The organism is Pseudomonas sp. Sample_24 (assembly GCF_004307605.1).
In the GTDB taxonomy this organism is placed as follows: Bacteria; Pseudomonadota; Gammaproteobacteria; order Pseudomonadales; family Pseudomonadaceae; genus Aquipseudomonas.
Genome location: NZ_RCNW01000044.1, coordinates 1 through 13,174, shown reverse-complemented (window position 1 = coordinate 13,174; position 13,174 = coordinate 1). Strand labels below are relative to the sequence as shown.

General features: G+C 58.6%; 14 protein-coding genes. 3 read left to right on the top strand and 11 right to left on the bottom strand.

Annotated elements, in window-relative coordinates; genetic code table 11:
• Positions 1-91 precede the first annotated feature (91 nt).
• Both mutS and fdxA read left to right on the top strand, forming a co-directional pair.
• Positions 92-2,671 (top strand): DNA mismatch repair protein MutS, encoded by a 2,580-nt coding sequence (gene mutS, locus D8V06_RS02150; protein WP_130906366.1) that lies wholly within the window; start codon positions 92-94, stop codon positions 2,669-2,671.
• 141 nt (positions 2,672-2,812) lie between these two features.
• Entirely contained in the window at positions 2,813-3,136 is a 324-nt protein-coding gene (fdxA, locus tag D8V06_RS02145) for a ferredoxin FdxA (protein WP_056856222.1), read from the top strand.
• Between the two features lie 482 nt (positions 3,137-3,618).
• Here fdxA and rpoS read toward each other — a convergent pair whose 3' ends face one another.
• The 8 genes from rpoS to D8V06_RS02105 all read right to left on the bottom strand — a co-directional run bounded on the left by rpoS (position 3,619) and on the right by D8V06_RS02105 (position 10,755).
• Entirely contained in the window at positions 3,619-4,626 is a 1,008-nt protein-coding gene (rpoS, locus tag D8V06_RS02140) for an RNA polymerase sigma factor RpoS (RefSeq protein ID WP_056856224.1), read from the bottom strand.
• A gap of 106 nt (positions 4,627-4,732) precedes the next feature.
• The gene (locus tag D8V06_RS02135) at positions 4,733-5,590 is read right to left on the bottom strand and encodes a peptidoglycan DD-metalloendopeptidase family protein (protein ID WP_056856225.1); all 858 of its coding nucleotides are present in this window, start codon (positions 5,588-5,590) and stop codon (positions 4,733-4,735) included.
• Between the two features lie 211 nt (positions 5,591-5,801).
• Positions 5,802-6,437, bottom strand: a complete 636-nt coding sequence (locus tag D8V06_RS02130; protein ID WP_177336601.1) for a protein-L-isoaspartate(D-aspartate) O-methyltransferase — start codon at positions 6,435-6,437, stop codon at positions 5,802-5,804.
• A 41-nt stretch (positions 6,438-6,478) separates the two neighbouring features.
• A complete protein-coding gene (gene surE / locus D8V06_RS02125; protein WP_056856227.1) occupies positions 6,479-7,228 on the bottom strand; it encodes a 5'/3'-nucleotidase SurE in 750 nt (249 codons plus the stop codon).
• Positions 7,216-8,274: a tRNA pseudouridine(13) synthase TruD gene (truD, locus tag D8V06_RS02120; protein ID WP_056856228.1), complete on the bottom strand. Its 1,059-nt coding sequence runs from the start codon at positions 8,272-8,274 to the stop codon at positions 7,216-7,218. The genes surE and truD overlap by 13 nt, the downstream gene beginning before the upstream one ends.
• Positions 8,271-8,744, bottom strand: a complete 474-nt coding sequence (ispF, locus tag D8V06_RS02115; protein WP_034149878.1) for a 2-C-methyl-D-erythritol 2,4-cyclodiphosphate synthase — start codon at positions 8,742-8,744, stop codon at positions 8,271-8,273. Before ispF ends, truD begins: the two co-directional genes overlap by 4 nt.
• 41 nt (positions 8,745-8,785) lie before the next feature.
• Positions 8,786-9,634: an S-formylglutathione hydrolase gene (fghA, locus tag D8V06_RS02110; protein ID WP_056856229.1), complete on the bottom strand. Its 849-nt coding sequence runs from the start codon at positions 9,632-9,634 to the stop codon at positions 8,786-8,788.
• A gap of 8 nt (positions 9,635-9,642) precedes the next feature.
• Positions 9,643-10,755 (bottom strand): S-(hydroxymethyl)glutathione dehydrogenase/class III alcohol dehydrogenase, encoded by a 1,113-nt coding sequence (locus D8V06_RS02105; protein ID WP_056856230.1) that lies wholly within the window; start codon positions 10,753-10,755, stop codon positions 9,643-9,645.
• Positions 10,756-10,862: 107 nt separating this feature from the next.
• On the opposite strand from D8V06_RS02105, the gene D8V06_RS02100 reads away from it, so the two are divergent.
• The gene (locus tag D8V06_RS02100) at positions 10,863-11,759 is read left to right on the top strand and encodes a LysR substrate-binding domain-containing protein (protein ID WP_130930344.1); all 897 of its coding nucleotides are present in this window, start codon (positions 10,863-10,865) and stop codon (positions 11,757-11,759) included.
• 169 nt (positions 11,760-11,928) lie between these two features.
• Here D8V06_RS02100 and ispD read toward each other — a convergent pair whose 3' ends face one another.
• From ispD to D8V06_RS02085, 3 genes are all read right to left on the bottom strand, one after another.
• Positions 11,929-12,636, bottom strand: coding sequence for a 2-C-methyl-D-erythritol 4-phosphate cytidylyltransferase (gene ispD, locus D8V06_RS02095; protein ID WP_130930343.1), 708 nt, complete (start codon positions 12,634-12,636; stop codon positions 11,929-11,931).
• Positions 12,633-12,911: a cell division protein FtsB gene (ftsB, locus tag D8V06_RS02090; RefSeq protein ID WP_007907178.1), complete on the bottom strand. Its 279-nt coding sequence runs from the start codon at positions 12,909-12,911 to the stop codon at positions 12,633-12,635. The genes ispD and ftsB overlap by 4 nt, the downstream gene beginning before the upstream one ends.
• Before the next feature lie 171 nt (positions 12,912-13,082).
• A partial coding sequence (locus D8V06_RS02085; RefSeq protein ID WP_130930342.1) for a hypothetical protein occupies positions 13,083-13,174 on the bottom strand: 92 nt, incomplete at its 5' end.

The window sequence follows — 13,174 nt, the reverse complement described above, 5'->3', positions numbered from 1 at the left end:
ACCGCCCATGTTAATCTTGCGCCCATTGCGGAAAAGCCGGGCCAATGCCCCACTTTTGCCCCACACCTTTCGACGAGTTTTCCGATCCCCAATGAATAAAGCACTCTCCGACCTGTCCTCCCACACGCCGATGATGCAGCAGTACTGGCGCCTGAAAAACCAGCACCCGGACCAGTTGATGTTCTACCGCATGGGTGACTTCTACGAGATCTTCTATGAAGACGCGAAGAAGGCCGCCAAGTTGCTGGACATCACCCTGACCGCTCGCGGTCAGTCGGCCGGGCAGGCGATTCCGATGTGCGGGATTCCTTACCATGCCGCCGAAGGTTATCTGGCGAAACTGGTGAAGCTTGGCGAGTCGGTGGTGATCTGCGAGCAGGTCGGAGACCCGGCCACCAGCAAGGGACCGGTAGAGCGTCAGGTGGTGCGGATCATTACGCCGGGGACGGTGAGCGATGAAGCGCTGCTGGACGAGCGTCGTGACAACCTGATCGCAGCCGTGCTGGGCGATGAGCGCCTGTTCGGCCTGGCGGTGCTGGATATCACCAGCGGCAATTTCAGCGTGCTGGAAATCAAGGGCTGGGAAAATCTGTTGGCGGAACTGGAGCGGGTCAATCCGGTGGAGCTGTTGATTCCGGACGACTGGCCAAAAGACCTGCCGGCGGAAAAACGCCGTGGGGTTCGTCGTCGTGCGCCGTGGGATTTCGAACGCGACTCGGCGCTGAAAAGTCTTTGCCAGCAGTTTTCCACCCAGGACCTCAAAGGTTTCGGCTGCGAAAACCTGACCCTGGCCATTGGTGCCGCCGGTTGTCTGTTGGCCTATGCCAAAGAAACCCAGCGCACCGCCCTGCCCCACTTGCGCAGCCTGCGCCACGAGCGTCTGGACGATACCGTGGTGCTGGACGGTGCAAGTCGGCGCAACCTGGAGTTGGACACCAACCTGGCGGGCGGTCGCGACAATACGCTGCAATCGGTGGTCGATCGTTGCCAGACCGCCATGGGCAGCCGCCTGCTGACTCGCTGGCTGAACCGCCCGCTACGGGACCTGACGGTTTTGCTGGCACGCCAGACCTCGATCACCTGCCTGCTCGACGGCTACCGTTTCGAAAAGCTGCAACCGCAACTCAAGGAAATCGGCGACATCGAGCGGATTCTCGCCCGAATCGGCTTGCGCAACGCGCGCCCGCGAGACCTTGCGCGCCTGCGCGATGCCCTCGGTGCACTGCCGGCGCTGCAAGTGGCAATGACCGAACTTGAAGCCCCGCACCTGCAGCAACTGGCGACGATCACCAGCACCTACCCGGAACTGGCCGCGCTGCTGGACAAAGCCATTATCGATAATCCGCCTGCGGTGATCCGAGATGGCGGCGTGTTGAAGACCGGTTACGACAGTGAACTCGACGAGCTGCAATCGCTCAGTGAAAACGCCGGACAATTCCTGATCGACCTCGAAGCCCGCGAAAAGGCCCGCACCGGCCTGTCGCACCTCAAGGTCGGCTATAACCGCATTCACGGTTATTTCATCGAGTTGCCGAGCAAGCAGGCTGAATCGGCACCGGCCGACTACATCCGTCGTCAGACCCTCAAGGGTGCCGAGCGCTTTATCACGCCGGAACTCAAGGCTTTCGAAGACAAGGCACTGTCGGCCAAGAGCCGTGCCCTGGCTCGTGAAAAAATGCTCTACGAAGCCTTGCTTGAAGACCTGATCTCGCAATTGCCACCCTTGCAAGACACCGCCGGCGCCCTGGCCGAGCTGGACGTTTTGAGCAACCTGGCCGAGCGTGCCTTGAACCTCGACCTGAACTGCCCGCGGTTCGTCAGCGAGCCGTGCATGCGCATCACCCAGGGTCGTCATCCGGTGGTCGAGCAGGTTCTGACCACGCCGTTCGTGGCCAACGATCTGAGCCTCGACGACAACACGCGCATGCTGGTGATCACCGGTCCGAACATGGGCGGTAAATCCACTTACATGCGCCAGACGGCGTTGATCGTACTGCTGGCGCATATCGGCAGCTTCGTGCCGGCGGCCAGTTGCGAACTGTCGCTGGTCGACCGCATCTTCACCCGGATCGGTTCCAGCGATGACCTGGCCGGTGGCCGCTCGACCTTCATGGTCGAAATGAGCGAGACCGCCAACATCCTGCATAACGCCACCGAGCGCAGCCTGGTGCTGATGGACGAAGTCGGACGCGGCACCAGTACTTTTGACGGCTTGTCCCTGGCCTGGGCCGCCGCCGAGCGCCTCGCGCATTTACGCGCCTATACGTTGTTCGCCACCCACTACTTCGAGCTGACCGTCCTGCCGGAAGCGCAACCGCTGGTGGCCAACGTGCACCTCAATGCCACCGAGCACAACGAACGCATTGTCTTCCTGCACCACGTGCTGCCGGGGCCTGCGAGCCAGAGCTACGGTCTGGCCGTGGCACAGTTGGCTGGTGTGCCCAGCGAAGTGATCGTCCGCGCCCGCGAGCATCTGAGCCGACTGGAAGACACCGCCCTGCCCCATGAAGCGCCGAAACCTGTCAAAGGCAAACCGGCCGCGCCGCAGCAGAGCGACATGTTCGCCAGCCTGCCGCACCCGGTGCTGGATGAACTGGCCAAACTCGATCTGGACGACATGACGCCACGTCGTGCACTCGAAATGCTCTATACACTAAAGACACGGATCTAACGCATAGCCTTGCAAGCTGTTAGAATCTCGCGCGGTTTGGGATGCTGCACGCTATAGCCTGGCCTGCAGACTATCGCTCCCAAACCTTGCGACCCCCACGTGAAGGGGCGCAGCAAGCCGCGCCTGAGGAGAAAATTAGAAATGACCTTCGTCGTCACCGACAACTGCATCAAGTGCAAGTACACCGACTGCGTAGAAGTCTGTCCGGTGGACTGCTTTTACGAAGGCCCGAACTTCCTGGTGATTCACCCGGATGAGTGCATCGACTGCGCACTGTGCGAACCTGAATGCCCTGCCGTGGCCATCTTCTCCGAAGATGAAGTGCCTGCCGGTATGGAAAACTTCATTGCGCTGAACATGGAATTGGCCGAAGTCTGGCCAAATATCACCGAACGCAAAGATCCGCTGCCGGATTCCGCTGACTGGGATGGCAAGCCGGGCAAGCTCGAACACCTCGAACGCTGATTACCCCCGCGTTCCCAAAAAAGGCCCCACAAGGGCCTTTTTGCTTTTCTGCAGGCAAAAAAAGGGGCGGTTTGACCCGCCCATTTTTTTCCTTATTCCCTGTGTTCCCTTTCATCGTCCTGATGAATCGCGTCCTGCGATGTCCATTCCCCTCGTCCTTGAAGGGCGTGTCTGTCCGTCGACACAACCCCGATACTAGAGCGTTCCTCGCCAAGAGCAATGGCCCTTCTGCGCTGGAATTCCCTGTCATATTCCGTCAACTTAAAAATAATCCATTTATTATCAACACGATAACCAGGCATGAAGACAATCATGGCTGTCTGGCGCGGTGTAAAAAAACTGAACACTTACGCAAGAGTAAGCAAAGACTTACATCACCAGACGACAAACCTGCGGTATTACCCTCCTCACTGAAATTCGAATATCCAGATAACAAAAAGCCCCGAACATTCGGGGCTTTTGGTTATCTGCACGGGAAGCGCTTATTGGAACAGCGACTCACTGGAAAGGCCGTTTTTCTCCAGGATTTCCCGCAGACGCTTCAGGCCTTCAACCTGAATCTGTCTGACCCGTTCCCGGGTCAGGCCGATTTCAAGGCCTACGTCTTCAAGGGTGCTGCTCTCGTGGCCACGCAGACCGAAGCGGCGTACCACCACTTCACGCTGCTTGTCGGTGAGCTCGGAGAGCCATTGATCGATGCTCTGGGACAGGTCGTCATCCTGCAACAGTTCACATGGATCGGTTGGACGATCATCGGTGAGAGTGTCCAGCAGGGTTTTATCCGAATCCGGCCCCAGCGAGACGTCGACCGAAGAAACCCGCTCGTTGAGACCCAGCATGCGCTTGACCTCCGCTACCGGTTTTTCCAGCAGGTTGGCGATTTCTTCGGGTGAGGGTTCATGGTCAAGTTTTTGCGTCAGCTCCCGTGCAGCCCGCAGGTACACATTGAGCTCTTTGACCACATGGATCGGCAACCGGATGGTCCGGGTCTGATTCATGATCGCGCGTTCGATGGTTTGACGAATCCACCAGGTCGCATAGGTCGAAAAGCGGAAGCCGCGTTCAGGGTCGAACTTCTCCACCGCCCGGATCAGGCCGAGGTTGCCCTCTTCGATCAGGTCCAGTAGCGACAACCCACGATTGACATAACGCCGGGCGATTTTCACCACCAGCCGCAAGTTACTTTCAATCATGCGTTTGCGCCCGGCCGGATCGCCACTTTGCGACAAGCGCGCAAAATGAACTTCCTCTTCGGGGGACAACAGGGGGGAAAAACCGATTTCATTGAGATACAGCTGCGTGGCATCAAGTGCACGCGTGTAGTCAATGTACTTGTGTTGTTTCAACGATGCGGAGTGTTTGGATTTGGCACGAACGGAAGGTGGAGCCGCCCCTTCATCATTCGACATCGAATCCGTCCCGATGCCGGTCTCCATCAGGAGAACCTCATCGTCGATGTCAAACTCCGGCACTTCTTTACTGAGAGCCATTGTTATAGTCCTTTGGTGAGTTCGACCTCAAGCTCAAGCGGCGCCTTTATCCTTGGCAACGCTGGAGCCTGTCCCCTCTACGCGACGGAACAGGCTGGCCTACAAATCAACGTCTTGGCAGGAACTGCAGCGGATCTACAGGTTTACCTTGGCGGCGAATCTCAAAATGCAGTTTCACCCGGTCTGTACCCGTTGACCCCATTTCGGCAATTGTCTGTCCGACCTTGACCTGCTGCCCCTCCCGAACCAACAGCCTGCGGTTATGTCCGTAGGCACTGACGTAGGTTTCACTGTGTTTGATGATGACTAATTCGCCGTAGCCCCTTAAGCCACTCCCGGCGTATACCACCGTCCCATCAGACGCAGCTAAAACAGGCTGTCCCAAATCCCCGGCGATATCAATTCCTTTATTCAAACTACCGTTTGAAGAGAATTTTCCAATCAAAATGCCATTGGATGGCCATCCCCAGCCGGTCGGGGCTGGCCCGGCTGGAGGCAATGGAGCAGGTGTCGGCTTGTTGGCGACGGACGGTACAACCGTGGTCGTGGTCGGGGTGGAACCGTCAACCGGACGCCGAATGACCGTGGTTTTACTCGAGGACGACGGCGATGAACTGGTCGAACTCACTACCGCCGTCGGCGTTGAACCGGTACGACCGTCAAAGCGAATCGTCTGACCCGGGCGAATGGTGTAAGGCGCAGGAATGTTGTTGCGTGCCGCCAGAGCCTTGTAGTCCCACCCGTAGCGGAAGGCGATCGAGAACAGGGTGTCTTTTGGTCGAACCACGTACTGACCGGTTGTCACGGCCGGGCGCTGGGGCGCGGCATTGTTGCGATCGACAACGCGGACATCACTGGATTTGGTGCTGGAACACCCCGCCAGCAAGGTGCTCAAAACAAGGCCAGTCACCAGGCGCTGAAAGCTCGTTGTACCCATACGCTGCGCAATGACTGTGAGACTCACCCGCCGCTCCCTTTGTGGTGGCTGAAAATGTGATTTGCCGTGATCCGGCATGCTGTGTCGCCAGTATAACGGGCCGTGCAGGCTTTACCCTTATTGAAGCGATTTGGGTTTGCGCACACGTTTGCTGCTCGACAAAACAACCCGTTTAACCATTCGACGCCGCTGTAAGACAGAGGCAATCGAAGAGAATTCAGCGCATCGAAACAAATGCTCAGGCCAGTGGCCCATTGAGCAAGGGAACGAAGCGTACATTCCCCAGAACGCGTCTGGAAAAGCCCTGTTCTTCCCTGATGATCAGCAGTAATTGTTGAACCTCTCCAGAGCCGACCGGAATCACCAGACGCCCCCCGGGTGCCAGTTGGTCGAGCAAGGCCTGAGGGACATCGGTGGCCACCGCCGTCACGATGATGCCGTTGTATGGCGCCAACGCTGGCCAGCCCTCCCAGCCATCGCCCCAGCGAAACACCACGTTGCGAAGGTTCAACTCGACCAGGCGTTCCTTGGCCCGGTCCTGCAGCACCTTGATGCGCTCGACGGAAAACACCCGCTCCACCAGTTGCGACAGTACCGCCGTCTGGTAGCCGGAACCGGTGCCGATTTCCATGACCTTGTCCAAAGGTCCGGCTTCGAGCAGCAACTCGCTCATGCGAGCCACCATGTAAGGCTGGGAGATGGTCTGGTTATGGCCGATCGGCAGCGCCGTGTCCTCATAGGCCCGGTGCGCCAGTGCCTCGTCGACGAACAGGTGACGTGGCGTACGACGGATGACTTCCAGCACCTTGGCGTTGGAAACCCCTTCTTCATAAAGTCGCTGGATAAGCCGCTCGCGGGTCCGTTGCGAGGTCATGCCTATGCCGCGATGCAGCATATCGTCTTGTCCGCGAGTCATCAGCGCAGCCCCTCCAGCCAGCCATCGAGACTTCTGAAGGCATCATTGAAGGTGCGATCCAGTTGCAGTGGCGTGATGGACACGTAGCCTTGCATTACCGCGTGGAAATCGGTGCCCGGACCGCCGTCTTCGGCATCTCCGGCAGCGGCGATCCAGTAACCGGACTTGCCGCGCGGGTCGACGACTTTCATCGGCGCAGCGGCGCGGGCGCGATGCCCGAGGCGGGTCAGCTGGATGCCGCGGATGTGCTCCAGTGGCAAGTTGGGAATGTTCACATTCAGTACCGTGCGCGGTGGAAGGTCGAGATCGACGTGGGCCTCGACCAGCTTGCGCGCAAAATACGCCGCCGTGGGAAGGTTATCGACCTGACGAGAGACCAACGAAAAGGCAAACGCAGGACGCTCCAGGAAACGCCCTTCCAACGCTGCCGCCACCGTGCCGGAATACAACACATCGTCACCCAGGTTGGCGCCCAGGTTGATTCCGGAAACCACCATATCCGCTTCACGGTCCAGCAAGCCGTTGAGGCCCAGGTGCACGCAATCGGTCGGAGTGCCGTTGATGCTGATAAAACCGTTGGCCAGCGTCTGCGGGTGCAACGGCCGGTCGAGCGTCAGCGAACTGCTGGCGCCGCTTTTGTCCTGGTCCGGGGCGATAACCACGCATTCGGTGTAATCCGCCAGCGCAGCATAAAGCGCGGCGAGACCGGGTGCGGTTACCCCATCGTCGTTAGAAATCAGAATACGCATGGGCTGTCCGTCTGCCCCACCGGCACCAGATCAACAAGCTCGCGCACCAATACAGTGGCGAAGCATCCGGCCGGCAGGACGAATTCCAGTTGCAGAATGTCAGGCTCGGGATAATGCCACGTCAACCCACCAATGGGCAGCCGCAGGATGCGACGTTCGTGGCTCATACCGGCGTTAATCAACCAATCGCGAAGATCTGCCTCGCGCGCAGCGATTGCCTGCTCCAGTTCATGGACAACGCCCGTGGCCGGCGAGTCACCTTCGCCCCACTGCGGCCCTGTCGGATGCAAGTCAAGAATCGCCAGGCGCGGGTCGCTGCACTCGGCAACACCTGCCGGAAAAAAACTGCGGCTATCGGTGAACGCCAGCAAGTCACCGACCTGTGCACGCTGCCAGGTGCCGTCGGCGACACGCGCGGCCAAGACCTGGTTGAACAGAAAACTGCGGGCCGTGGACAGCAGACGCGAACGCACGTTGCGTTGTTCCGGCAAGGCCTTGCGTGCGGCCCAGGCACGGGCGTCAACCACGTTACCGCCGTCATGCCCGAAGCGCTGCGCACCGAAATAATTGGGGATGCCCTGCCGGGTGATCAGTTGCAGGCGCTGTTCGATGGCAGCCTTGTCACCGGCGAACTGGGTAAGCCGCAGCGTGAAACCGTTGGCCGAGTGCGCACCGCGTTGCAGCTTGCGCTTGTGCCGGCTGGTCTTGAGAATTTTCAGCGTGTCGTTTTCTGCGGCCGACAGATCTGGATCGGCCTTGCCCGGCAGTTGCACGCTGAACCACTGACGCGTCAGCGCCTGGCGATCCTTGAGCCCGGCATAACTGACCGTGCGCAAAGGTACACCTGCTGCCTTGGCAATCCGTCGTGCCGCCTCTTCAGTATTCAGACCGCGCTTTTCCACCCAGATCCACAGGTGTTCGCCGTCGCCACTCAAGGGAATATCAAGGACTTCGTCGACCTGGAAATCTTCAGCGATGGCTTTCAGTACCGCGGTGCCCAAGGGCTCACCGTAGGCGCGCGGGCCAAGCAATTGCAGTTCGTTCATGCGCGCAGCAACAAGGCAACGGAATGCACGGCGATGCCTTCTTCGCGACCGACAAAGCCGAGCTTTTCGGTGGTGGTAGCTTTTACGTTCACTTGATCCAACTCAACTTGAAGATCCGCGGCAATCAGCGCACGCATCGATTCGATATGCGGAGCCATTTTCGGCGCCTGGGCGACGATGGTGTTATCGACGTTGCCAACCTTCCAGCCTTTGGCGTGGATCAGTGCGACGACATGACGCAATAGCGCACGGCTGTCGGCACCCTTGAATTGCGGGTCGGTGTCCGGGAAATGCTTGCCGATATCACCCAGCGCAGCAGCGCCGAGCAAGGCATCGCTCAAGGCGTGCAGCAGGACGTCACCGTCGGAATGAGCGAGCAGCCCGAAGCTGTGTGCGATGCGCACGCCGCCCAGAGTAATGAAATCGCCTTCAGCGAAACGGTGCACATCATAGCCGTGGCCAATACGCATAAAAAAACGCCCCGATTTTTGTCAGGGCGTGATTCTACCTGCTATTGACCTGCTAGAGCATGCGCGTGATGCCGCAAGTGATCATCGATAAAGCTGGCGATGAAGAAATAGCTGTGGTCGTAACCGGGCTGCAGGCGCAACGTCAGTGGATGACCGGCCAGTTTGGCCGCCTGTTGCAAGGCTTGCGGCTTGAGCTGAGTGGCGAGGAAATCGTCGCGATCACCTTGGTCCACCAGCAGCGGCAGCTTCTCGTCAGCCTCGGCAATCAAGGCACAGGCATCCCATTCGCGCCATTTCGAACGGTCCTCTCCCAGATAACGGGAAAAGGCCTTCTGCCCCCACGGGCAGTCCATCGGATTGTTGATCGGCGAAAACGCCGACACTGACAGATATCGCCCCGGATTGCGCAAGGCACATACCAGCGCACCGTGACCGCCCATGGAGTGACCGCTGATGCCGCGCTTTTCGGATGCGGGGAAATGCGCCTCAACCAAAGCGGGCAATTCCTGCACAACATAGTCATGCATCCGATAGTGCCGCGACCACGGTTCCTGCGTGGCATTCAGATAAAACCCGGCACCGAGACCAAAGTCCCACGCACCATCAGGATCCCCCGGTACATCAGGACCGCGAGGGCTGGTGTCTGGTGCGACGATGATCAGCCCCAGTTCGGCGGCCATGCGCAGGGCGCCGGCCTTTTGCATGAAGTTCTCGTCAGTGCAGGTCAGGCCGGACAGCCAGTACAGCACCGGCAGCTTGCCACCCTGCTCCGCTTGCGGCGGCAGGTACACGGCAAACACCATGTCACAGCCGAGCACTTCGGAGCGATGGCGATAGCGTTTGTGCCAGCCGCCAAAACTCTTCTGGCAGGAGATATTTTCCAGGCTCATGGCAGACCTCAGAAATGGATGACAGAGCGGATGCTTTTTCCTTCATGCATCAGGTCGAAAGCCTTGTTGATATCTTCCAGGCCCATGGTGTGGGTGATGAAAGTATCCAGCGGGATCTCGCCGGTCTCAGCCATTTCCACGTAGCTTGGCAACTCGGTACGGCCACGTACGCCACCGAACGCCGAACCGCGCCAGACGCGGCCGGTGACCAATTGGAACGGACGGGTGGCGATTTCCTGACCGGCACCGGCCACACCGATGATCACCGACTCGCCCCAACCCTTGTGGCAGCATTCAAGCGCAGCACGCATCAGTTGCACATTGCCGATGCACTCGAACGAGAAGTCGACGCCGCCATCGGTCATGTCGACGATGACTTCCTGGATCGGACGGTCGAAGTCTTTCGGGTTTACACAATCGGTTGCACCCAGCTGTTTGGCGATCTCGAATTTGGCCGGGTTGATGTCGATGGCAATGATCCGACCAGCCTTGGCTTTCACCGCACCGATGATGGCAGAAAGACCGATGCCGCCAAGGCCGAAAATGGCCACGGTATCACCGGGTTTCACCTTGGCAGTGTTGAGCACCGCACCAATACCGGTGGTGACACCGCAGCCCAGCAGGCAAACTTTTTCCAGCGGCGCTTCCTTGGCAATTTTGGCGACGGAGATTTCCGGCAGCACGGTGTACTCGGAAAACGTCGAGGTGCCCATGTAGTGGAAAATCGTTTCGCCCTTGTAGGAAAAACGCGAAGTGCCGTCAGGCATCAGGCCTTTGCCCTGGGTTGCGCGAATCGCCTGACACAGGTTGGTCTTGCCCGACAGGCAGAATTTGCACTGGCGGCATTCCGGGGTGTACAGCGGAATGACATGGTCGCCGACCGCCACGGAAGTCACACCTTCGCCGATCGCTTCGACAATCGCCCCGCCTTCGTGACCCAGAATCGACGGAAAGATGCCTTCCGGATCAGCGCCCGACAACGTGTAGGCGTCGGTATGGCAGACACCCGAGGCCACCACGCGCAGCAAGACTTCACCGGCTTTGGGCATGGCGACATCGACCTCAACGATCTCCAGAGGTTTCTTGGCCTCGAAGGCAACGGCAGCGCGCGACTTGATCATGGTGATGCTCCAGTGAATAAAAACGAGACAAGGAGTGTAATACAGCGCCTTACGGTGAATAATCAGAACAAATGCAAAACATTATTGCCATGCAGGGATAATCTTTGATGTCCGACAACCGCTGGGAAGGCATCGACGAATTCGTCGCCGTCGCTGAATGCAGCCAGTTCACCGCTGCCGCCGAGAGATTGGGCGTTTCTTCCTCACACATCAGTCGACAGATCGTACGCCTTGAAGAGCGCGTGCAAACCCGCTTGCTCTACCGCAGTACACGGCGAGTGACACTGACCGAAGCCGGACAGACTTTTCTGCAACATTGCCAACGCCTGCAGGATGGACGCGAAGAAGCGTTGCGCGCGGTCAGCGATCTGACCAGCGAACCCAAAGGCATGTTGCGCATGACCTGCGCGGTGGCTTACGGCGAACGCTTTATCGTGCCGCTGGTTACCCGTTTCATGGGGCTTTATCCGCAACTGCGGATTGACATCGAATTGAGCAATCGCCAACTCGATTTGGTGCATGAAGGCCTCGACCTGGCGATCCGCCTCGGACGCTTGCAGGACTCAAGACTGGTCGCCACCCGCCTCGCACCACGGCGAATGTTTCTCTGCGCCGCACCGTCCTACCTTGAACGGTACGGCCGCCCACACAGCTTGTCGGAACTGAGCCGTCACAACTGCCTCATCGGCAGCTCTGACCTGTGGCAGCTGGAACAGAACGGGCGGGAATATTCGCAACGGGTGCAGGGAAACTGGCGCTGCAACAGTGGGCAAGCGGTATTGGATGCTGCGCTACAAGGCGTCGGGTTGTGTCAGTTGCCGGATTACTACGTGCTGGAGCATCTGAAAACCGGGGATTTGATTTCGCTGCTGGAAGCTCATCAGCCGCCGAATACTGCCGTTTGGGCGCTTTATCCACAGCAGCGGCATCTGTCGCCGAAAGTGCGCAAGTTGGTGGATTATTTGAAGGAAGGGTTGGCTGAAAGGCCGGAGTACCGAAGCTAGACGCTCAACTGCGTGCCAGCAAGAGATCGGGGGCCTGGACTACCGCAATCGCGAGCAGGCTCACTCCTACAGTGGACGGGGGAGACACACAAATCTTGTGTAAACCAATGAACCTTGTAGGAGTGAGACCGGCTTGCCGGCGATTGGGGCAATACTGAATTCAAGTCAATCAGTGACGATTGGTCCAGCGCTGTCTCAACCATTCAAGATCTTCGGGACGTGTGACCTTGAGATTGTCGGAACGCCCTTCGACAAGGCGTGGCGATGAACCAGCCCACTCCATAGCCGACGCTTCATCAGTGATCACAGCATCCGCCACCAGACTGTCCGCCAACGCCCGATGCAACGCACCAAGTCGAAACATCTGCGGCGTGTACGCTTGCCAGATCACGCTGCGGTCCACGGTTTCGACGACACGTCCGTGTTTATCGACCCGTTTGAGCGTGTCCCGCGCTGGAACCGCCAGCAACCCGCCTACCGGATCGTCAGCCAGTTCAGCCAGCAATTTGTCGAGATCGTCACGGCTGAGATTCGGTCGCGCCGCATCGTGAACCAACACCCAATCTTCGTCATCGGCACCTTGTGCATGCAGATGCAGCAGGGCATTGAGTACCGAACCGGAACGCTCGGCGCCGCCCTCGACCCGCGTTATACGCGCATCGCCAGCACAAGCCAGGTTAGGCCAATAAGGATCATCGACAGCAAGACTGACCACCAGGCCTTTGAGGCATGGATGATCGAGGAAACAGCCGAGGCTGTGTTCGAGAATTGTGCGCCCGCCCAGTTGCAAGTATTGCTTGGGACGGTCCGCGGCCATACGGGCACCGACGCCCGCGGCAGGAATCACGGCCCAGAAGGCCGGTAACGAATTAATCATTGGGCCAACTGGTAAAGGGTTTCACCGTCCTTGACCATGCCCAACTCATGGCGAGCCCGCTCTTCAACGGTCTCCATGCCCTTTTTCAATTCGCTGACTTCGGCGTCCATCACCCGATTACGCTCCAGCAACGCCTCATTCTCGGCGTGTTGATCCGCAATCTGCTGCTTCAGCTCGGCCACTTGCGCCAGACTGCCATTACCCACCCACAGGCGGTACTGCAGGCCAGCCAGCAACAGGAGCAAGACGAGGAACAACCAATTGGGACTGCGCATCGAATATCAGGTATCCAGTGAAAAAAGACAGCCACACCACAACATGAAGCTACTGATAGCACGAAGCCTGGAAAACCCAGGCTTGTGCTGATAAGGCATCAGATTAGTGGCAAAAACCACGCCGTAGCGATTTTTCCGACACAATCCGCTGACTTTTTTTACCCGTACGACTTAGCCGCGGAATTCGCTGCGGCCGTTGTACTTGGCTTTGCCGTTCAACTGCTCTTCGATACGCAGCAGTTGGTTGTACTTGGAAACGCGGT

Excerpts from the sequence above, each read along its gene's own strand:
- ispF (WP_034149878.1), bottom strand. The coding sequence starts at position 8,744 with ATGCGTATTGGCCACGGCTATGATGTGCACCGTTTCGCTGAAGGCGAT.
- surE (WP_056856227.1), bottom strand. The coding sequence starts at position 7,228 with ATGCGTATTCTGATTTCTAACGACGATGGGGTAACCGCACCCGGTCTC.
- D8V06_RS02130 (WP_177336601.1), bottom strand. The coding sequence starts at position 6,437 with ATGACCTCGCAACGGACCCGCGAGCGGCTTATCCAGCGACTTTATGAA.
- ftsB (WP_007907178.1), bottom strand. The coding sequence starts at position 12,911 with ATGCGCAGTCCCAATTGGTTGTTCCTCGTCTTGCTCCTGTTGCTGGCT.
- D8V06_RS02105 (WP_056856230.1), bottom strand. The coding sequence starts at position 10,755 with ATGATCAAGTCGCGCGCTGCCGTTGCCTTCGAGGCCAAGAAACCTCTG.
- ispD (WP_130930343.1), bottom strand. The coding sequence starts at position 12,636 with ATGATTAATTCGTTACCGGCCTTCTGGGCCGTGATTCCTGCCGCGGGC.
- rpoS (WP_056856224.1), bottom strand. The coding sequence starts at position 4,626 with ATGGCTCTCAGTAAAGAAGTGCCGGAGTTTGACATCGACGATGAGGTT.
- truD (WP_056856228.1), bottom strand. The coding sequence starts at position 8,274 with ATGAACGAACTGCAATTGCTTGGCCCGCGCGCCTACGGTGAGCCCTTG.
- fdxA (WP_056856222.1), top strand. The coding sequence starts at position 2,813 with ATGACCTTCGTCGTCACCGACAACTGCATCAAGTGCAAGTACACCGAC.
- mutS (WP_130906366.1), top strand. The coding sequence starts at position 92 with ATGAATAAAGCACTCTCCGACCTGTCCTCCCACACGCCGATGATGCAG.
- D8V06_RS02100 (WP_130930344.1), top strand. The coding sequence starts at position 10,863 with ATGTCCGACAACCGCTGGGAAGGCATCGACGAATTCGTCGCCGTCGCT.
- fghA (WP_056856229.1), bottom strand. The coding sequence starts at position 9,634 with ATGAGCCTGGAAAATATCTCCTGCCAGAAGAGTTTTGGCGGCTGGCAC.